Annotated in this window: 17 protein-coding genes and 3 pseudogenes; 5 read left to right on the top strand and 15 right to left on the bottom strand. The window is 35.1% G+C overall.

The features are described 5' to 3' along the window. Positions 1-20 precede the first annotated feature (20 nt). The 5 genes and pseudogenes from AC5SR4_RS16670 (at position 21) to AC5SR4_RS16690 (ending at position 3,793) form a co-directional block, all read left to right on the top strand. Positions 21-368 (top strand): four helix bundle protein, encoded by a 348-nt coding sequence (locus AC5SR4_RS16670; RefSeq protein ID WP_495357408.1) that lies wholly within the window; start codon positions 21-23, stop codon positions 366-368. Beyond that, a complete protein-coding gene (locus tag AC5SR4_RS16675; protein ID WP_495357409.1) occupies positions 368-1,642 on the top strand; it encodes a TolC family protein in 1,275 nt (424 codons plus the stop codon). Before AC5SR4_RS16670 ends, AC5SR4_RS16675 begins: the two co-directional genes overlap by 1 nt. A 2-nt stretch (positions 1,643-1,644) precedes the next feature. Continuing rightward, positions 1,645-2,118 carry a DUF305 domain-containing protein gene (locus tag AC5SR4_RS16680; protein WP_495357410.1) on the top strand — a complete coding sequence of 158 codons (474 nt, stop codon included), beginning with the start codon at positions 1,645-1,647 and terminating at the stop codon, positions 2,116-2,118. Further along, a pseudogene (locus tag AC5SR4_RS16685) lies at positions 2,105-3,337 on the top strand (efflux RND transporter periplasmic adaptor subunit); the annotation flags it as partial. The gene AC5SR4_RS16680 and the pseudogene AC5SR4_RS16685, both read left to right, overlap by 14 nt. A gap of 63 nt (positions 3,338-3,400) precedes the next feature. Then, positions 3,401-3,793: a heavy-metal-associated domain-containing protein gene (locus tag AC5SR4_RS16690; protein ID WP_495357411.1), complete on the top strand. Its 393-nt coding sequence runs from the start codon at positions 3,401-3,403 to the stop codon at positions 3,791-3,793. Positions 3,794-4,057: 264 nt separating this feature from the next. Here AC5SR4_RS16690 and AC5SR4_RS16695 read toward each other — a convergent pair whose 3' ends face one another. The 15 genes and pseudogenes from AC5SR4_RS16695 to AC5SR4_RS16765 form a co-directional block, all read right to left on the bottom strand. Beyond that, positions 4,058-4,300, bottom strand: a complete 243-nt coding sequence (locus tag AC5SR4_RS16695) for a response regulator transcription factor (protein WP_495357412.1) — start codon at positions 4,298-4,300, stop codon at positions 4,058-4,060. A gap of 273 nt (positions 4,301-4,573) precedes the next feature. Beyond that, positions 4,574-5,656, bottom strand: coding sequence for an alkene reductase (locus tag AC5SR4_RS16700; protein ID WP_495357413.1), 1,083 nt, complete (start codon positions 5,654-5,656; stop codon positions 4,574-4,576). A gap of 83 nt (positions 5,657-5,739) precedes the next feature. After that, complete coding sequence (locus AC5SR4_RS16705; RefSeq protein WP_495357414.1) at positions 5,740-6,630, bottom strand: NmrA family NAD(P)-binding protein; 891 nt, start codon at positions 6,628-6,630, stop codon at positions 5,740-5,742. Positions 6,631-6,736: 106 nt separating this feature from the next. Next, positions 6,737-7,507, bottom strand: a complete 771-nt coding sequence (locus AC5SR4_RS16710; protein ID WP_495357415.1) for an SDR family oxidoreductase — start codon at positions 7,505-7,507, stop codon at positions 6,737-6,739. Positions 7,508-7,603: 96 nt separating this feature from the next. Further along, positions 7,604-8,353, bottom strand: coding sequence for a pirin family protein (locus tag AC5SR4_RS16715; RefSeq protein WP_495357416.1), 750 nt, complete (start codon positions 8,351-8,353; stop codon positions 7,604-7,606). Positions 8,354-8,433: 80 nt separating this feature from the next. Continuing rightward, positions 8,434-9,378 (bottom strand): NAD(P)-dependent alcohol dehydrogenase, encoded by a 945-nt coding sequence (locus AC5SR4_RS16720; protein ID WP_495357417.1) that lies wholly within the window; start codon positions 9,376-9,378, stop codon positions 8,434-8,436. 182 nt (positions 9,379-9,560) lie between these two features. Then, on the bottom strand, positions 9,561-10,283 hold the full coding sequence (locus tag AC5SR4_RS16725; protein ID WP_495357418.1) for a helix-turn-helix domain-containing protein: 723 nt from the start codon (positions 10,281-10,283) through the stop codon (positions 9,561-9,563). A gap of 106 nt (positions 10,284-10,389) precedes the next feature. Next, a pseudogene (locus AC5SR4_RS16730) lies at positions 10,390-10,524 on the bottom strand (helix-turn-helix domain-containing protein); the annotation flags it as partial. Further along, positions 10,521-11,165, bottom strand: a pseudogene (locus tag AC5SR4_RS16735) (IS3 family transposase); the annotation flags it as partial. The pseudogenes AC5SR4_RS16730 and AC5SR4_RS16735, both read right to left, overlap by 4 nt. Before the next feature lie 157 nt (positions 11,166-11,322). Then, entirely contained in the window at positions 11,323-12,651 is a 1,329-nt protein-coding gene (locus tag AC5SR4_RS16740) for a sugar porter family MFS transporter (protein WP_495357419.1), read from the bottom strand. Positions 12,652-12,697: 46 nt separating this feature from the next. Continuing rightward, the gene (locus AC5SR4_RS16745; protein ID WP_495357420.1) at positions 12,698-13,948 is read right to left on the bottom strand and encodes a glycoside hydrolase family 88 protein; all 1,251 of its coding nucleotides are present in this window, start codon (positions 13,946-13,948) and stop codon (positions 12,698-12,700) included. A 694-nt stretch (positions 13,949-14,642) separates the two neighbouring features. Continuing rightward, the gene (locus AC5SR4_RS16750) at positions 14,643-16,283 is read right to left on the bottom strand and encodes a glycoside hydrolase family 43 protein (RefSeq protein WP_495357421.1); all 1,641 of its coding nucleotides are present in this window, start codon (positions 16,281-16,283) and stop codon (positions 14,643-14,645) included. Next, complete coding sequence (locus AC5SR4_RS16755) at positions 16,283-17,479, bottom strand: BT3233 family polysaccharide utilization protein (protein WP_495357422.1); 1,197 nt, start codon at positions 17,477-17,479, stop codon at positions 16,283-16,285. Before AC5SR4_RS16755 ends, AC5SR4_RS16750 begins: the two co-directional genes overlap by 1 nt. Before the next feature lie 11 nt (positions 17,480-17,490). After that, the gene (locus tag AC5SR4_RS16760) at positions 17,491-18,891 is read right to left on the bottom strand and encodes a glycosyl hydrolase family 28 protein (RefSeq protein WP_495357423.1); all 1,401 of its coding nucleotides are present in this window, start codon (positions 18,889-18,891) and stop codon (positions 17,491-17,493) included. Positions 18,892-19,055: 164 nt separating this feature from the next. After that, entirely contained in the window at positions 19,056-20,078 is a 1,023-nt protein-coding gene (locus AC5SR4_RS16765) for a family 43 glycosylhydrolase (RefSeq protein ID WP_495357424.1), read from the bottom strand. Positions 20,079-20,131 lie beyond the last annotated feature (53 nt).

The following is a 20,131-nucleotide window of genomic DNA, read 5'->3' on the forward strand; positions in this document are numbered from 1 at the left end:
AAAACTAAAAGAATAAAATTATGAGTATTCTAAGAGAAAAAAGTTATGGATTTGCGATTGAAATTGTGAAATTATCTCAGTCTTTAGTTACTGAGAAAAAAGAATATGTGTTAAGTAAACAACTTTTAAGAAGTGGAACTGCTATAGGAGCACTAATACGCGAAGCTGAGTTTGCTCAAAGTAAAAGAGATTTTATTAATAAAATGAGTGTTGCTTTGAAAGAGGCCAATGAAACGCTTTATTGGTTAGACTTGCTGAAAGATACAGATCATTTAAAAGTGGATAATTATAAATTGTTGTATTCCACATGTAAAGAATTGGTAGCCATGCTGGTTAGTTCAATAAAAACCACAAAATCTAAACTATAATGAAAAAATTAAGCGTAGCACATATCATTTTTCACTTTTCACTTTTCACTTTTCACTTAAAAAAAGTACTCGTTGTTAGTTTTACACTTTTCGCTTTTCACTTAACACATGCGCAAAGTTTAGACGTTCTTATTAACGAAGCCTTATCCAACAACCCGGAAATTCAAAAGTTTGAATTACAATACCAAATAGCATCCGAGAAGGTTAATGAAGTAAATACGATTCCCAATACGGAAGTCGGACTCGGATATTTTGTGAGTGAACCGGAAACCAGAACAGGCCCGCAACGCTTTAAAATATCGGTTAAACAAATGCTACCCTGGTTCGGTACCATAACATCCCGAGAGCGCTATGTATCGTCACTAGCAGACACAAAATATGAGGACATTGTAATTACTAAGAGAAAATTGATGGCTTCCGTATCGCAGTCCTATTATAATTTATATGCCAACCATGCGAAGCAAAACGTATTGACCGACAATATAAAACTCTTGAAAACCTATGAAACCATGGCGCTAACGGCTGTTGAAACAGGAAAAGCATCGGCCGTAGATGTATTACGTCTACAAATAAGACAAAATGAATTGCAGCAATTAAAAAATGTTTTGCAGCAACAATTTTTAGCAGAACAAACTAACTTGAACAACCTATTAAACAGAGATAACAGCATAGCAATTAATGTAGTAGATGCACTGGAAATGCCTTTGGAGCATTTTGATGTTAATACCGATAACCTGAGTCTGCATCCTGAATTATTGAAGTATGACAAACTCTACGAATCTGTTGAGCAGTCTGAGTTATTAAATCAAAAAGAACGCAGCCCTATGATTGGCTTTGGTTTAGATTATATTAATGTAGCTGAACGCCCTAACATGAGTTTTGGTGATAATGGTAAGGACATTGTTATGTCCATGGTTTCCATATCCATACCCATTTTTAACAAAAAACACCAATCTGTTACCAAACAGCATGCATTACAACATCAAGAAATTACAGTACAAAAGCAAGAGCGCTTAAACGCCTTAAAAACCCTTTTAGATAAGGCAATCCATGAGCGTAATGCTGCCAGAATTAGCTATACTACACAAGCTAAAAACTTAAAACAGGCCCAAGATGCCGAAGCTATTCTTATAAAAAATTACGAAACAGGAACGATTGACTTTAAGGATGTATTAGATATTCAGGAATTACAGTTAAAGTTTCAAATAAACCAAATTGAAGCCACTAAAACCTATTACACACAAAGTACTATTATTAATTACTTAATTCAATAATTATGAAACACCCAAATAAAAATAATTACAAAACCTTTTTTATCATGCTAGGCTGCTCTTTTGTGGCCATGTATATAACCATGTACTTAAACACCTATGCCTATGATCATGTCTATTTTAGTTTAACACGCTTTTATATGACCTGCCTGGGCATTTCCACTATGGCCGTTATTATGTGGTTTTTTATGCGACCTATGTACCAGGATAAAAAGAAAAACATTGCCATTTTAACGGGTAGTTTTTTTCTATTTATATTTTCACTTTTGCTGGTGAGAGCCCAAAAACCTATTATTGGCGATTTACTATGGATGAAAGCCATGATTCCGCATCACTCCATAGCCATTTTAACCAGTGAAAGAGCTGACATAAAAGATCCGGAAGTAAAAGAATTAGCTGAAGGCATCATTAAAACACAACAAAAAGAAATTGCTGAAATGAAAGCAATGATAAAACGATTAGAAGATGAAAAAAAATAATATTGTTATTTATGTGGGACTTATTTTAGTCGGTCTTTTTTTAGGCTGGTTGGTCTTTGGCAGCGATGCCTTAAAACAAGAAGCATCCCACGATCTAGAAGAGGAAACACATGCAAACCACATGTGGACCTGCTCCATGCATCCACAGATTATGCAACCCGAACCGGGCGATTGCCCCATTTGCGGTATGGATTTAATTCCTGCTGAAATGGACGCTGATGGGGTAACGGCTGACCAATTTAAGATGACTGAGAATGCGATGGCTCTAGCCAACATTCAAACCACCGTGGTGGGCAAGGCAATGCTTAAAAACAGCAGCATCAAATTATCGGGTAGGATTGTTGAAAATGAAGAAGCCAACACCGTACAGGTTAGTTATTTTTCAGGGAGAATTGAAAAACTACATATTAACTTTACCGGTGAGACCATTAGTAAAGGTCAGCTGTTGGCAAGCGTTTATTCTCCAGAACTGTATACCGCACAGCAGGAACTTATTACCGCTGCGACTTTAAAAGAAACACAAGCAGACTTATACAAGGCTGTACGCAATAAACTAAAACTTTGGAAACTATCCGATAAGCAAATTCAAACCATTGAAACTACAGGCCAAGTACAGGAAACGCTTCCTGTATATGCTACAGTTTCGGGTACGGTAACCGAGAAATTGGTGGCACAAGGCGACTATGTTAAGCAAGGACAAGCACTATTTAAAATAAGCAATTTAAATACGGTATGGGCCCATTTTGATGTTTATGAGCATCAAATCGATCAATTTAAAAAAGGGCAAGCGGTTCAGGTAAGTGCCGATGCTTATCCCAACCAAACCTTTAAGGGTAGGGTTGATTTTATTGACCCGGTTTTGAATACCAACACACGCACGGTAAGCCTTAGGGTGGTACTGAATAATCCTAATGGCTTGTTTAAACCCGGTATGTTTGTTAAAGCGACTGTGACCGAAATGAATACGGTCGATGAAGCGATGCTGACCATCCCCGCATCTGCAATTTTATGGACAGGGGAACGTTCATTAGTTTATATAAAAGCAAGCCCAGACCAGCCCGTTTTTGAAATGCGCCAAGTGGTTTTAGGGCATCGTATGGGAGATGCTTATGAAATTTTAGAAGGCCTATCTGCCGGGGATGAAATTGTTACTAACGGCACCTTTACAGTGGATGCCGCAGCGCAATTGCAAGGAAAAAAATCAATGATGAACCGTGATAATTGACAATTGACAATTGATAATTGATAATTGAAATAAGTTAATAATTAAATTTAAATAAAGATGAAAAAAGTAATTTTAAGTATCGCAGCTGTTGCTGCTATAGCATTAACAAGTTGTAAAAACGAAACTAAGAAAGACGCAGAAACCGTAACTACCGAAACCTCTAAAGAGGTGGCAACTGCAAAAGCTACATTTGGTGTTAGGGGAAATTGTGAAATGTGCAAAATGACCATTGAAAAAGCGGCTAACAGCGTTGAAGGTGTAGCCGAGGCAAACTGGGATGTGGATAAAAAGGTGATGAACGTCTCTTTTAATGACAGCAAAACAACTGCCATGGCCATTGAAAAAGCCATAGCGGCATCTGGTTATGATACAAAACATGTGGCTGCTGATGACGCTGCTTATAAAAGCCTGCCTGAGTGCTGCCAGTATGATCATAATATGGAAATATAGCCGTTACTGCTAATCCGTTTGTCAGTTCGAGCGTGCAATATGTCACATCGAGCATTACCAAGATGCAAAATATATTTTGCATCGAAGGTAACAAGCGAAGCTTAACGAGATGTTTAAAACGACGTCTTTTCAAGGTTCTCGACTCCGCTCGAACTGACAATAGGAATGCAAGTCAGATTGAACTGACAATTTCTTCCTCTATTCCACTGTATTAACTCATTTTTTTATTGTAAAGCAATTTGTTGCTGAAGTAATGACAGAATGCTATACCGACTTCAACATAAACTGGAAGGCTTCTTTTCTATTGCTTACTCCTAATTTACTATAAGCATTCCTTAAATGATATTTTACTGTACTTACCGAAATAAAAAGCTGCTCGGCAATGTCTGAATTGGTTTTTCCAGCTATACAAAGCTTTAAGGCTTCAAACTCGCGTTCGGTAAGTGTTGTATGCAGCTTGTATAAACTAAAAATAGTTAGTGCTAAAAAAAGTACTGTTTTTTTCATAATGGTTCATTTTAGGTTAATAGCGCTTAAAAATTACACGCTGAAACTACCTAAAATGAAAAAAACAGAACCTAACCTTATGGGTTAGGTTCTTAAAAAGAGTTTTTAAAGTATTAATTTTTAGCTATTTAAAAAGAAAATAGAGAGAGAAAAAGAGAAAACACATTTGTTAGGTTTAAGGTTGAGATTGCTTTTTGTTTCACAGTAATACCTATGGAAATTTAGATGAGTTGCTATAAATTAAGTTTATTATAATTTTTATTTGGTTATTTTTTATTCGTTTAAAAACGGATAGTCGATATAACCTTGTTCTCCTCCGCCAAACATGGTAGCCCTGTCTGGTTCATTTAATTCAGCATCCAGCTCAAATCGTTTTGGTAAATCTGGGTTCGCTAAAAATAGAGTTCCAAAAGAAATGAGGTTTGCAATGCCTTTTTCCAGTTCCGCTTCGGCTGAGGCCTTGTCATAACCTGTATTTGCAATAACATTATGTTTTATTCTTTTTCCATACATTTCTACTTCATCCTCTGTTGGATAGTGCGCTGGTGGTGGGAAGTATGGGTTTTTTTTCATTAGTTCGACAAAAGCGATATCCAATGTGTTGAGTTCGTCAATTAGATAGTTGTATGTTCCAACTGGGTCATCATAAAACATATCGCCGTATGGGTGGTATGCCGAAATCTTAATTCCTACTTTGTCGCCTCCAACGGCATTGATTAATTCTTGCATTACTTCTAATATAAAACGAGCTTTATTTGGGATGCTGCCACCATATTCATCGGTTCTTTGATTGGCACTTTCTGCTAAAAATTGGTTTGGTAAATACCCATTTGCAGCATGCAGCTCAACTCCATCAAAACCTGCTTCAATCGCATTTTTAGCAGCTTGACCGAAATCTTTAATAGTTTGTTTGATTTCTTCCAGGGTAATTGCTTGTGGTGTTTCATAATCTTTCATGCCCTGTGAGGTAAAATGTTGCATTCCTTTAATAGGAATTGCTGATGGAGCAAGAGGCCGTTTTCCTTTTCTATCAATGGAATGCCCAGCACGACCTGTATGCCAAAGTTGGGCAATAATAGTACCTCCATTATCATGCACCGATTTGGTTACTTTTTTCCAAGCGTCTATTTGCTCTTTGGTGTAAATACCTGGTGTCAATGGGCTACCTGTAGCCTCTTCACTAATTCTAATGGCTTCGGTGAAAATCAGTCCAGCACTTACGCGTTGCGTATAATATTGTACTGTTAAATCCCCTACGACACCATTTATATCTGCACGACTTCTGGTCATCGCTGACATTGCCATTTTGTTTTTTAGCTTTAAACCCACTAATTCTGTTTTTTCTAATAATTTCATTTTATTTATTTTTTATGTTATTATTTATACTACAAAGTTGAGACGAATACTTTTTTGAAACTTGTATCAAATCACTGTAAGTTTTAACTATTGTATATAGGCAAGTAAATTTCATTTACAAATTCTTCTGCCGTTGTGGGAGTAGTGGTTGAATCATCTCTTTTTTGATAATTCATCATGCCTGATTTGATAGCAACTGCCATCCCCAACAGATTATCGACAAAGTCTTCAGAAAAACCATTTCCTAGGAACACTTGCTTTGCTTGGTCTACAGGAATTTGTACATAAGGCAATTCAGGGTTTCCAATGGCCTTACCAATGATGTTGTTGAATTCTCTGTACGTGTAATCTCTTGGACCCATTACTGCATGAACGCTTTTACCTGTGAAGTCAAGATTTGATAGATATTTTGCTGCAACTTTTGCAACATCTTGGGTAGCCACCATGGGTATGGCATGGTCTCCATCTGCAGCTGTACCATTGATGCCTTTAGATTTAACCAATCCAATTGTTCTTAAAAAATTCTCCATAAAGTAAGCAGAACGGAGGTGCAATACATTGACATCCTTTAATTGATTCAACCGTACTTCCTGCTCACCAGTACCGCCCATAATGCCATTGCCTTCGTGCATGTGAGAACCAAGGCTGCTCATGTTAACAATATATTTAATGCCTGATTTTTCTATTGCTTCCATGTAGTTGCTTGTGATTTGTCTCTGGTATGCCCTTGTATTTTCAGCTTTCACATTGTCCGGTAAAATAAGGAACGCGCTATCTGCATTTTTGAATGCATTAGTAAGCGTGTTTACATCATTGACATCGCCTGTAATTACTTCAGCACCCATACTTTTGAATTTTTGTAACTTATCTGTATGTCTTGCCATTACGGTTACTTGATTTCCTTCGTTTAAAAGAATTTCAGAAATTTTACTCCCCACGGTTCCAGTGGCTCCGAGTATTACTATTTTTTTCATTTGTTTATATTTTTATGTAATAATTATTTACAATACAAAGGTGCTTTGAACTTTCTTTTTAGACTTGTATCAAATCACTGTTTTCAGGATACAATTTGATTGGATATTACCAAGGAATTTCACCGGTTGCAGGATTGGTTTCTTCGCTGAAGAATTTTCCCGTTGGCCCGTCCGGCCCGATTAAAGCATATTTAGCGATGCGCTCGGCAGCAGTTTCTACAGCGGTAAACCCCATGTTGTAATTGAAATCGGTTTTGGTATAGCCTGGGTCGACCATATTGATTTTGAATAAAGTGTCGCGAAGTTCATAAGCTAGGTGGACAGTGTACATGTTCATCGCCGATTTAGAGGAGGCATATACAGCAAATTTTGCTGAATCATACATTGGCCATTGCGGGTTGCTCTGCTGTGTGAGTGAACCAACTGAAGAACTTACCATCACAATCCTAGGCGCTGGTGATTTCTTTAACAAATCCAGAAATACTTGTGTAGCGCGCACAACGCCATAAACATTTGTTTCGTAGACTTCCTTAAAGGTGTCGATAGTAGCTTTCTCCGCTGTCAATGATTCGGCAATAAAGTTTCCTTTGTTGTCTATTTTCACTCCGCTTATTCCTGCATTATTGATAAGAATATCCAGAGCAGCTATTTTCTTGCCAAGTTCGGTTCTCGCATGCGCTACGGATTGTTCATCAGTGACATCAATCTGAATTGCCTCGGTATTTACTAATCCTTCTGCTTTCAGTTTTCCTACTGCTTCCTGACCCTTGCTTTTGTCACGGGTTCCGATATAAACGTAGAATCCTTTTTGTAATAATTGTTTTGCGATTTCAAAGCCAATTCCTTTGTTGGCTCCTGTAATAAATGCTGTTTTCATTTTACTTGTTATTAATTATTGTATAGTACAAAGTTGCTGTGTTTGAAAGAGTTAAACTTGTATCAAATCACTGTTATATTAGATTTGTTTAGTTATTTATTGAAGATTACCGCTATACATACCACCATCAAAATGTTTTGCATTTGTTTGGGTAATAAATAAAACAATATCAGTTGTTTCAGTCGCCACGAAAGTTGGGTTTTCATTTTCTATTAAAGCACTCTCGCCTGTGTTTAGCTGTATAAAGGCGTTGACTTGTATGTCTCCTTTAAAAACATAAAATAGAAAGGAGATATTTTCAATAGATAGTTCGGGCAAAAACATTTCTTCTCCTTTTTGTAATTGCATATCCATTATCCAGGTATTGCTTCTTATTTGCAATGGATAATCATTGCCTTTACCTGCTATTTTACGCCATTGATTAATACTGGATGTTTCTGATAATTGATGAAATTGTACTTCTGGTTTTAAATTTTCAATTTCCGGTCTAATAAAAATTTGTAAGCCTTCTAAAACTTCTCCTTCTTCCAAAACCTTTTCTTCGTGGTAAAATCTTGAACCGGCATTCATCATCATCAATTTTTGATTTGAGATTATAGTTGAGTGTCCTTCAGAATCCTTATGCTTTACTTTACCACTGCGTAAATACGTGAGTATTTCATCATCTTTATGTGGATGCATGGGTATAAGTGTACCTGGAGTTATGCGAGCTTGGTCTATTCTTCCAATGGTGGAGAAGCCCGTATCTTTCAGTTCAGGCATTATAAGACCTGGATATAAAATTTCTATTCCAAAGCCACCATGCTGCTTACCATATTTAATGGTATTATCTATTTTTATTAGCATTGTTTTGATTTATTAATGATTATTTGAAGATGATTTATAAAAAGCCAAAGCTTATATCAAATCAATATTTTGTTTGTTCCTTAATTAATCTCAATGACTACTTTTCCAATCACACCGCCTGTTTCAGCGTATTGATATGCTTCTTTGTATTGGGTAAATGGAAATACTTTGTTGACTTCAATTTGCAACCCTTTTTTTACTGAACTTATCAAAATCTCTGTATGTTTTGTCGACGGACTTGAAAGTATAACAATGTGTTTTTTAGCAGTAAATAGGTTTTTGAAAAGAGACGTTGGTATTTCAATTGGTTTTGGAGTTGGATTCAAAAACAAGCTTTTTGAGTTCATTATTTGTTTGGCATTTTTGTATCCCATTTTACCAGACAAATCGATAACAATGTCGTAGGTGGTTTTCTGTGAAAGCACATTTGTTTTTGTGTAGTCAATCACCGTATTTGCGCCCCATTTTTTAGCAAATTCAATTCCTTTTGTACTTGTAACTGCTGTTACGTTTGCGCCTTGTTGTTTTAAGAATTGCAGTAAAAACATACCGAAACCTCCCGTGGCACCATTTACCAAAATAGTAGTTGTAGAATGGATGTTTCCCATTTTTTGTAACGCTGTGACCGCTGCTGTACCAACCACAGGAATGGAGGCAGCTTGAGGAAAACTGATATTAGATGGTTTTTTCCAAACTAGTGAAGCGGTTACCGCAATATATTCTGCAGAAACCCCTTCTTTCATCATGTTTTTGACCACTCCAAAAACTTCATCCCCTTTTTTTATGCCAATGACAGAAGCTCCTATTTCCTCGACGGTACCGGCGAAATCAGTGCCTGTATGCTTTGGAAATTTTGAACCGGACATTAATTTCATTTCTCCCTTTCTGATTTTCCAATCCATAGGATTAATAGAAAAGGTTTTTACTTTTACCAATACTTGGTCTGCTTTAATTGTAGGTTTTGGTTGTTCTACGGTTTGTAAGACTTCGATACTTCCGAATTTTTGATATGTTATTGCTTTCATAATATTATTTTTTACTTGTTTAAAATGATATTACAAAGTTGCGAACAACCACATTGCCAAACTTGTATCAAATCACTGTTGTATATTGATAATGTTAAAATTTACTTTATGGAAAAGAAAAAAGGTACCAACATAAAATGCTGATACCTCGAGTAGAATGTTATTGCTTTAAAAATGTTATGCTAGTATACCTGTATTAAATCACTATTAAATTTTAATGCTTTAGGAGGCATTCCAAACATTTCGTACATATATTTATTTAATTGCGGGAGATCATAGAATCCGGTATCATAAGCAATATCCGTTAGACTTCGGTCATTTTCAGAAAGTGTCAGGTAGATTGCTTGACGCAGCCTTGTCCATAATAAATATTTAGACAGACTACTACCAGTTTGTTCTTTAAACAGTGCCGCTAATCGGGATGGGGAAAGAAAAACAATATCTGCAAAAGTCTGTGGTGTGATATCAGATTTAAAGTAATTATCCTTGATGTATTCAACTATTTTTTTAACTCTTTCATCATAATCAATATTAGGAAGTTTTGATAGTAACGCTTCAATGATGATATTAATGTCTAAGCTATCTTTAGAAGTTTGAAAGAATTTATTTGTTTCTATTGGATTATTAAAAACAATGTAATCCTGATTTGTATTAAATCGGCTCGCTAATTCTAAACCGATATTTGAATAAGGCTCTATATTTAAAACATTTAATGTTCCTTTATCGGAAACACAGAAATGTGAAATATGTGGTTTAATCAAAAAACCATGGATATTCTCACAAAGCGTCCCGTTAATGGTTGAATTAAATGGCGTGTCGTTTGATAAAACAATTTGATATGCTGAATGATGATGAATCTCTACAGTAAGATTTCGGGCTTTAAGTGCAAGAATGAATGGGTTCATAAAACTATTTTTAAGTAAAAACTAAAAAACAAACTACATGATTTCTTTAGTGAAATACTATAAATATAGGTGTTTAAAACAATTAATCTTTTAAAACCTAAAAATATTAATTAAATGAATTTCTAAATTCTACTAGAGACAGATTGGTTTTTACTTTAAATAATTTGGAAAAGCTTTGGCTATGTTCAAATCCTAATTCATAAGCAATTTCAGAAACCGCTAATTCAGTTGTTAACAATTTAATAAATTAGGGGTTATTGGGTAATTATGTTTACTATCTGTGGTTGCTTTAAACTTATGTTTTCGTTTTGCAAACAAATAATTAGCACTCATAATACGCGCCACTCTGGGCTTTGATATTTTATAGCCTAATGACTTCAGTTCTGTTTTTATTCTGGGTGAACCATAGCTCTGAAAACTATCTTTAAATATAGATTTAATAAGCGTGGTTACCTTTTGATTTTCTAACCATAATTTACAATAGTAATAACCGCTTTTATTTACCTTTAATGTTTGACACATCGTCTCGACAGGAAATCTCATTAGGTGTTGTTTTATAAACCTGTATTTTTCTTGTCGCTGCAGAGAAGATGCTGATGACCTTTTTTAAGATATCACGTTTTAACTCGGCTTCTTTAATCAAGCTATTTCTTTTTCTTCATCGGTCATTTTAGAGTTGCCTCGACCTGGAAAACTATTTTTACCATGATCTTTTAACTCCCTAGGCCAAAGATAAAGTACTGATGAAAATATTTCCAAGTCATCACATATTTATTTTACACTGCCTTTGGCATAACTTAACTCGACTGCTTTTTGTTTAGATTCTAAGCTATAATGTTTAGATTTTTTATCATAATTGCTAAGATAAAAACTAACAAACATATTCTCTCATCTTTATGTCCAGTCTAATATTGAAATCTAATCTTGTTCATAGACTTATTTATACAGATATCAGTTTTCGGATTATTGAAATATTTAATGCAAAATACCAAATAATATTTTATCCTTTTGATACAATTTTTAATGTATAAAAAATCATCTATTTATTGCTGTTTTTTAAAAACACACTTTGTAATTCTTCTAAACTTTTTCCTTTGGTTTCTGGCATCATAAAATAAACAAACAGCAATTGCAATACCATCATAAATGCAAAGACAGCAAATACAACTCCTGCGCCTATTGTTGAAAACAACACAGGAACCAAAGAAGGGACTACGGCTGCTAATATCCAATGTACAGAGCTACCGAAAGACTGACCTGAACCTCTTAAATGGTTTGGAAATATTTCAGAAATAAAAACCCATATAACTGTGCCTTGCCCTATAGCATGTGCAGCGATGAACATGAATAAAAATATTGACATAAAACCACCTTCCCAATTAAAAAAGAATGCCATAGATACTAAAGAAAGTGAAATGATATACCCTATAGACCCAATATACATCAATTGTTTCCTACCAAACCTATCAATAAGATAAATTCCTATAAGGGTAAATAATAAATTTGTAACACCAACACCAATACTACCTAAAAGTGCTGAACTTTCACCAAGACCTGCTTCGGTTAAAATTCTAGGCGTATAATACAAAAAGGCATTAATACCTGAAAACTGGTTGAAAAAGGCAATTAAAAAGGCAAGAATTAATGGAAAACGGTATTTTTTTATAAACACCGTTTCGTTTGAAACGGTATTTTTCATTTCTTCCTCAATTTCATTAATTATTATACTTGCATCTATTTTAGGGCTAATAATTTGCAACACCTCTTTTGCCTCTTCAGTTTTGCCCATGGTCAGTAACCACCTAGGGCTTTTTGGTAATGTAAATACTAATAAAGTATAAATAAAAGCAGGAAAAGCTTCCACTCCAACCATCCAACGCCAATCGTTATCCCCTATTCCGTTTAACAAATAGTTAGAGCCAAAAGCCACCAAAATACCAAAAACAATATTAAACTGATATAGCCCTACCAATTTCCCCCTGTCTTTTGCGGGGGCGATTTCAGAAATATAAGCTGGCGCAGCAATGGTAGATGCTCCCACTCCTAAGCCTCCAATAAACCTGAATATGGCAAAAGTAACGGGATCGTTAGCCAATCCTGATCCTATTGCCGAAATTGTATATAAAACACCTATCCATATTAATGTCTTTCTCCTTCCTAGCCTGTTTGTAGGTATCCCTCCTAAAATAGCGCCCACAACAGTTCCCCACAAGGCCATGCCAATAACCACGGTACCATGAAAAATATCACTGGTGTTCCATAAAAGCTGTAACTTTTTTTCGGCTCCCGAAATTACTACAGTATCAAATCCAAAAAGAAATCCGGCTAAAGCTGCAATAATAGACCATATTAAAATTTTCCTATTCATTTTTCTAATCCTATCGTTTTTAACTAGTGCTTAAATACTATCGAATTCAGGGGTTTCCTTCTTTCATTTTTTTCAATCTTAATAAGGCTTCCACATAATAGTAATCTGCATATATTATGGAATAATCAATTTCAGAACCTGCTGGTTTATGTCCTGTTGAATGCAATAAATTTGCAGTGTTTTTATTTTTACTGTGATAGTTCATGGAGAGTTCAGCAAGCATCTGTTCAGCCTTATCGACATACTTTTTTGCCAATGTTGCATCCTTTGTATAAGCAGACAATTCTATAAGTGCAGAGGCTACAATAACAGCGGCTGATGCGTCCTTAGGCTCGTTTGGTATTCCTGGCGCATCAAAATCCCAATATGGAATTAAATCTTTTGGCAACCTATCCAAATATACTTTAGTTACCTTATGTACAAAATCTAAAAATTTTGGATCTCTGGTTTCCCTATACACCATGGTATAGCCATAAATGGCCCAGGCTTGCCCTCTTGCCCACATACTTTCATCACTGTATCCTTGATGGGTAACTCCTTTTATTTTCTTCCCTGTATCTTTATCGTATATCACAACATGGTAAGACGTATAATCAGGCCTGAAATGGTTTTTCATAGTTACCTCTGCATGACTAACAGCTTTATCGTACAACGATTTATTACCTCCGTTTTTAGACGCCCAAAACAACAATTCCAAATTAATCATGTTATCCATAATCGTATTGTGCTGCGGCCACTCCATATTAGGCACTTCTCTTGGCCATGACAAAATGGTTCCCACCTTAGGATTAAAAAGAGTAGCAAGTGTGTCTGCGGTTTTAAGAATAACGTCTTTGTATTCCAGATTTTTAGTTAACCTATACCCATTACCAAAACTATTAAACACCTGAAAACCAAGATCATGATCTAAAGCAGGCGTCACCGAAAGTGGTGTTAAATATCTTGTAAATTTATCTGCAAATGTCTTTAACTTTTTATCTCCCGTAAATTCATACAAATACCAAAGTTCCCCAGGCCAAAACCCACTTGTCCAATCTTTATATTCCACCAATCGCCAGGTACTACTATTAGTTGCTACATTTCTGGGAATCATTTGATCTTTAAAGTTTAAAGCTATTGTTTTTTCACTTTGGGTTACACAATAATCCAATTGTTTATCTACATCAAAATTTAAGTCAGGTTCTTTTCTTTCTTTAGAACCCATACAACCTACTAACAGGAATAATGTGATAAAAATTAATCCTGACACTTGTAATTTAGCACCCATACTTATTCGCTCTCTATATAATATATTCATACTCTTACCTTGCATACTTTTATCTTGAAATTTTTTTTAATCTTTTATAAAACCATCATTTTAATAACAGTTAATAATGACAGTTCTCTTTTGGTTATTACTTATTTCAATATGAAATAGAATGAGTCAATATTAGAAAGAATCAAGATTCCGTTATATAAATTATAATCCAATCCGTATAAATTATAATTATTATTCATTCTTATTTCATGAAAAATGCTTTACAATAAGGATATTTGGGATGTGTCTTAATTTAACGACTCACTTCACCTCGTTAAATAGACTACAAGTGGATAATAAGCTATAATAACAATCTGAGATTGCTATTTTGGACTTGGGAATTATAAGTCATTTAAAAGTTAGAAAAAATAAAGAATTCTTGAAAGGGACAATCGTCGATAAAGCATAGAGGGATTTCGTCTGTTTTATATTTGACATCAGATTCCGAAAACCAAAATTTTGCATTTTACTTCACTCAGGACTACCCAAAAAAGTAGTTTTGCCTCTCAAGTTAGGCACGGCAAAGCAAACTCTGAAGCAGAGCTACCGGAGAATTATTTAGATAAAAAAAATAGCTTGGGTCATCGCCAAGCTATTTTTTAAACTCACACAGTTTTTGAGATACTACCGTAACATTACGATTGTACTACAGGGGTTCAATATTACTATCATTTTTTTCTTCAAATGAGTTCTTTCAATTGTTTTCAACTTTAAACCAATCGAAATCTGCATAACTTCCCATTCTAACACCTTTCTCACTCACACAAAAAACACCCATTTTAGCGCTTATCCATAAATCTTTTTCTGCTTTAAAACTATTGCCTATAGCTTTATAGTTTTTACTATTTTCACTGTAACTAAAATAACATGTAGCATCTGGAGAATTCACTTCCATCCGCAAGTAAACCTCATTTGATTTTAATATTTTCTCTTCAATTATCTTTTCCGGATTGCCATCAATTGCATTTCCACAATATACTTGTTGAATCCAATAATTTCCATCATGGTAATTAATGCCAACATATGCATAACTTTGTCCCATCATGATTAAACCAGCCGTTTTTCCTGGTGTATCCCATTCTATGTTTAATGCAACTTTTGCACTCGCCTTAAAATCTTCGGCCGGAAGCTTTTGAAGCAATAGGTTTGGGACATCCCATAGATTAGGTTCTTCCTGTTTACTTATGCAGAAAAGTCTTAGGTAGTTTGTTCCGGGAATTTGCGCACTCCACTTTACAGATGGATTTGCGTACCATTGCCATTGTAAACCTGGTTCTCCATTATCAAACCCGTCACTAGCTTTAGGAGTTATAAAAGGCATTCCTTGTATTGGTTTTTTATGAATGAGTACAGGTTCTCCGATTCCATTTTTATCAAAATCCTCTCCCATAGCAGGCCATCCATCTTTCCATGTCATGGGTTCAAGGAAAAGTACACGGCCATAAACCCCTTTGTCTTGAAAATGAACAAACCACGAATCATTATTTGGGGTCGTAACCCACGCCCCTTGGTGTGGTCCATTTATAGATGTGCTTCCCTGTTCTAAAACAATTTTTTCTTCGTAAGGCCCATAAATATTTTTGGAACGCAACGCCAATTGCCAACCTGTAGCAACGCCTCCAGCTGGTGCCAATATATAATAATAATCACCTTTCTTGTAGAGTTTTGGCCCTTCAACCGTATGGTGTTTCCCGTGACCATCAAATACATTTTTACCATCGTCTAGAATCATGGTTCCTTCACTATTCATTTTCCTAATGGTAAGAACACTATTAATACCTGCCCTACTACCTGCCCAAGCATGTATTAAATAGGTGTTTTCACCATCCCATAATGGGCATGGATCTATAATTCCTTTACCTTCTAAAACCAATAGTGGTTTAGACCATTTTCCATAAACATCATTGGTTTTAATCATGTATACTCCAAAATCGGGATCGCCCCAATAGATGTAAAATTCACTTTTATGATATCTTATACTTGGAGCCCACACCCCTTTGCTGTGTTGAGGCTTGTTAAATACCTCTTCTGGAATTTGTTTCTCCAAAGCATAATTTACTATTTTCCAATTCACCAAATCCTTGGAATGAAGAATTGGAAGACCTGGAGCACAATTAAAACTACTAGCCGTCATATAAAAATCATCTCCAACACGTATCACATCCGGGTCTGAATAATCGGCATGGATGATTGGGTTTTTGTAGGTTCCATCACCATTATCGGCTTGCCATACTTTAGAGATGTAATTTTGTGCAAAAAGAGAAGGCACAAACATAATCCACATTACAAAACAACTTCTTTTCGTTAAATAAACAAGATGTTTTTTTAAATTCATTATTCTTTTATGATTGATATTTTTAACGGATTCCCTATTATCTTAACTTGTCTTTCCAACAGTTTATCCCAATCTTCCAACGTTGTAACCTGTCCGCTTTTCGTCCATCCAAAACCCGCATAATAAGTAAGTGTTTTTTGTGGTTTTGTTACCAATAGCATCTGACTTTGGTCTGGTATTTGCGACTGATGGCTGAACGCTTTTTGAACTTTGTTTGGCTCCATTATAATACCTTCACCTACATAAGCATCATTTATAGGCTCCCAATGCCTGAACCAACCTTCTTGTTGATTCGATTTAACCTCCCCTTTTCCATCATGCCTTGTGATTCCAATGGTATAATTTGGAACTTCTTTTTCTGCATTTAATTTTATTTCAAATTTTGAAAAGTTACTACCTAAGTCTAGAGAGATTCTTTTGGTTTCTTTCACGTTATAATCACTCCAAGGCGCATAGTCCAATTCAAAAATAGTTCTTAAAGGCCCTGTGGCAATGGTTCTACTAGCGACAAAGTTTTTAGACACGTATAAACTATCGTTTTCCCAAATACCAATACCTCCGGTGCCTCTACTTTTCCCCACGTGATAAGGGTCGTAACCTTCTCCATGATCAATATGATAATACCCCTCGGTTTCTAGATTTTTTGCATACCATTTATCTATAATAGAATATTCTACGCGTTTTAACCAAAGATCTATTCCACTGGATAATGTGCCTCCGTATTCATTTTCTTCTATTCGACGTTGCGCTTCCGGTCCGTAGGTTCTAAAAGCAACTTTATCATTTTCCCATGTGTAATCATCCGTTCTTTCAGGAACCAATCTAGAAAAAGTAATTGCTTTTGTTTCTTTAACAGGATTCATGCTATCAACCAGCACCACGTATTTTACTGAAGAATTTGCTGCTACTTCTGCTTGAAAAAGAAGTTCATCGGTAATTCCATCACTATCGCTATCCATCCATTGGGTAATTAAATAGTCTTGTGATCCTTGTTTTTTTACCTTGATGTTTTCTTGATTTGTACTTTTTAATAATTCAGAAAGCTTTTCATAAGGAATCTCCACGACTTCATTTCGATAAAAGTTCTGATTGCTTTCAACTTGAATAATTAGTTCTTGCTTCGTGATTTGGCTTTTGCAGGAAACTAACATACCAATCATTAATAGTAATGTTGTTATTTTTACATAATTGTACATATTTCTTTGCTTTATTTTTTAAATATCACTTTGGTTGCAAAATCTCCAATGTGGATATTCCCTTCTTTAGGATTTGTAACCAATTTTCCATTAATCCTTAAATTTTCAATAGTAATACCTTCCACGTTACGTTCTGAATTGTAGCCTCTTATAATGGACGGATTTACATAAGGGCCATTGTATGTAATGTTCTTTATAGTGATGTTCTCTATTTTTCGTCCTGAAGCAGCACTGTATTTTTCACTGAAGCAGACCTCAAAATTAAAAATACGCCCTTCTTGAATGCTTTCTATCCTAATGTCTGTATAACTAATATTTCTTGCCGTATTATTATCGCTTACACATATAGCCATACAGCCTTCGGCAACTACGTCATCTTCATCATGTTCCAAAATATCTATATTTGAAAATTTAATGTTCTCAATAATATTCCCACCATGCTCAGCATCACCATGTATACCAATGTTTGTAGGATGTGCTATATCTGCCCAAAGAATCGAGTTTTTAATGTCGTAGTTACGGGCGTCTCCATAAAAATCCCATCGGTGTCCATAAATAGCAATACAATCGTCTGAATTTCGCATAAAAACATCATCAATTTCCACATTGGAACAGGACATTAAATCTATTCCGTCGCTCCAACCTTCACTACTAAAGGATTTAATATTCTTAATGGTCAAGTCGGTTGATTCACCTCCATATATAGTATAGTGTTTAGGGTTGATAAAAATTAACCCTTCTACGGTTACATTTTTTGAATGGCGAATTTCCACACCACGCTCTGGCTGAAGCACAATACCTCTTCCTAAAATTTTAACATCATGGGCTTTATCTACCAAAAATTTTGCTTTAACAATAGCACCGCCGTCAACATATACCGTTTTCCCAGAAGGTATATTAAAAACATCTCCTGGCAGATCTCCTGGTTGGTGTGCCCCTGGCCCAAAATAAATAAGATTAGGGTCATTTGAATCGGGTTTATTTCTGTCAATAGCATTTGCAAAAATGTGTAGATTGTGTAACCTATCACCGTTTACTTCCAATGAAAGCTTCATGGGCTTATCCAAAGAAAATAACATGGTGTTTTCTTTCACATCGGGAACAATATTTTTGGCCAATGGTCTAATTTTTACTTGATCAAGACTACCATTATTCTTTTTGACCATAATCTCTACTTTGCCTTCAAAATCAAAATACACCATAGATGCTTTAGATTTTGTGTCCATATCTACCTCTACCCGATATTCATATAAATCCTTCCACTCACCTCCAGGAACTCTTACCAATACCGTAAAATCGTCATTATGTATGGCGTACTTATATTGTCTTGGGATTTCGTAGGTAATTAACTCTTGGGATATTGCTTTACTTACTGTTAATAAAAGCATTATCAATGCTATTCTTAGTTTCATCTGTTCTTATTTATTGTTTTTTTATTGTAAGATGGGACACCTTAACAATCTTCCTCGTGCGTATACTATTCGTATGTGGGGAGTTCCATATATAAATATATATAGTTTTTTATTTGTTATATGGAACTCCCCGTATAATCATCTTCTTTTTTTTTGCCATAACATCAGTTATTCAAAAAATCACTTACACCACCCTGTGGTTTTACTTTTAGTATAGCCTCATCCGAATCAAAATTTAAACTGTCAATAGCCAATTCACGTAAAATGGCATCTTTATTATCTTTAATTCTATGGTATAAAATATAGTCTTGATTGTTTTCTTTAAAAACGGTGTGGTGCCCTGGGCCTAAGGTCGTAGAGTCTTTACTTGTTGATAGTATCGGACTGTTTTTTCCTTCTTTCCAAGGACCATAGGGCGTATCTCCTACCGAATACCTGACTTTATAGGTACTATTGGTACACTTTCCTTCTGAATACATTAAATAATACTTGTTGTTCTTTTTTAACATAAATGGCGCTTCAAAGAAATTAGGCGGTGTAACATCCTTAATTTTGGATGCATCATAAGAAACCATATCTTCATTTAATTCAACTACAAAGCAATGCCCGTTAACCCAGTTTAGACCAGATCCCCAATACAAATATGCTTTACCATCGTCATCTATAAACGCTTCCGCATCTATCATGTGGTATTCTGGAAACATATCACCTTTAATAAAAGGTGTATTGTCTTCCTTTGCATTTTTCCAAGGCCCTAATGGTTTTTCACTAACACCTGCCCAAACTTCGCTGCCTACAGAAACATACATATAAAATTTTCCATCTTTACCCTTAATAACACATGGTGCCCAAACCATGTTGTCTTTTGATGTTGGACTTGTACAGGCTTCTTTAGTAGGCCAATTAATGTGTTTTTGCTCCCAATTAATGTAATCTGAAGATTCAAAAACAGCCAATTCATCACCTCCCCAAGGATCTATAGTCGCATATATATAATACTTACCCTCGTGTTTAACAATGGAGGGATCGGCAAAAGTCCCTTTAATTAGTGGATTGTTTATTTTAGCATCTGTTAATTTAACTTTTTTGGTGCTATCAACTTTATTTTTGCAACTTAATACTGTTGTTAAAAACAATATGGCACAAAAAAATAGTGTTTTTTCAATTTTGATTAGTCTTGTTTTCATTAATTATTTTTTTTATTGAGGTTCTTTAAAGGTACTATTAATATTGATTTTTA

This window comes from Aestuariibaculum scopimerae, assembly GCF_059428085.1.

What these genes read in the sequence shown, in the direction of transcription:
- AC5SR4_RS16670 (WP_495357408.1), top strand. Translation starts at nt 21, where the DNA reads ATGAGTATTCTAAGAGAAAAAAGTTATGGATTTGCGATTGAAATTGTG.
- AC5SR4_RS16675 (WP_495357409.1), top strand. Translation starts at nt 368, where the DNA reads ATGAAAAAATTAAGCGTAGCACATATCATTTTTCACTTTTCACTTTTC.
- AC5SR4_RS16680 (WP_495357410.1), top strand. Translation starts at nt 1,645, where the DNA reads ATGAAACACCCAAATAAAAATAATTACAAAACCTTTTTTATCATGCTA.
- AC5SR4_RS16690 (WP_495357411.1), top strand. Translation starts at nt 3,401, where the DNA reads ATGAAAAAAGTAATTTTAAGTATCGCAGCTGTTGCTGCTATAGCATTA.
- AC5SR4_RS16695 (WP_495357412.1), bottom strand. Translation starts at nt 4,300, where the DNA reads ATGAAAAAAACAGTACTTTTTTTAGCACTAACTATTTTTAGTTTATAC.
- AC5SR4_RS16700 (WP_495357413.1), bottom strand. Translation starts at nt 5,656, where the DNA reads ATGAAATTATTAGAAAAAACAGAATTAGTGGGTTTAAAGCTAAAAAAC.
- AC5SR4_RS16705 (WP_495357414.1), bottom strand. Translation starts at nt 6,630, where the DNA reads ATGAAAAAAATAGTAATACTCGGAGCCACTGGAACCGTGGGGAGTAAA.
- AC5SR4_RS16710 (WP_495357415.1), bottom strand. Translation starts at nt 7,507, where the DNA reads ATGAAAACAGCATTTATTACAGGAGCCAACAAAGGAATTGGCTTTGAA.
- AC5SR4_RS16715 (WP_495357416.1), bottom strand. Translation starts at nt 8,353, where the DNA reads ATGCTAATAAAAATAGATAATACCATTAAATATGGTAAGCAGCATGGT.
- AC5SR4_RS16720 (WP_495357417.1), bottom strand. Translation starts at nt 9,378, where the DNA reads ATGAAAGCAATAACATATCAAAAATTCGGAAGTATCGAAGTCTTACAA.
- AC5SR4_RS16725 (WP_495357418.1), bottom strand. Translation starts at nt 10,283, where the DNA reads ATGAACCCATTCATTCTTGCACTTAAAGCCCGAAATCTTACTGTAGAG.
- AC5SR4_RS16740 (WP_495357419.1), bottom strand. Translation starts at nt 12,651, where the DNA reads ATGAATAGGAAAATTTTAATATGGTCTATTATTGCAGCTTTAGCCGGA.
- AC5SR4_RS16745 (WP_495357420.1), bottom strand. Translation starts at nt 13,948, where the DNA reads ATGAATATATTATATAGAGAGCGAATAAGTATGGGTGCTAAATTACAA.
- AC5SR4_RS16750 (WP_495357421.1), bottom strand. Translation starts at nt 16,283, where the DNA reads ATGAATTTAAAAAAACATCTTGTTTATTTAACGAAAAGAAGTTGTTTT.
- AC5SR4_RS16755 (WP_495357422.1), bottom strand. Translation starts at nt 17,479, where the DNA reads ATGTACAATTATGTAAAAATAACAACATTACTATTAATGATTGGTATG.
- AC5SR4_RS16760 (WP_495357423.1), bottom strand. Translation starts at nt 18,891, where the DNA reads ATGAAACTAAGAATAGCATTGATAATGCTTTTATTAACAGTAAGTAAA.
- AC5SR4_RS16765 (WP_495357424.1), bottom strand. Translation starts at nt 20,078, where the DNA reads ATGAAAACAAGACTAATCAAAATTGAAAAAACACTATTTTTTTGTGCC.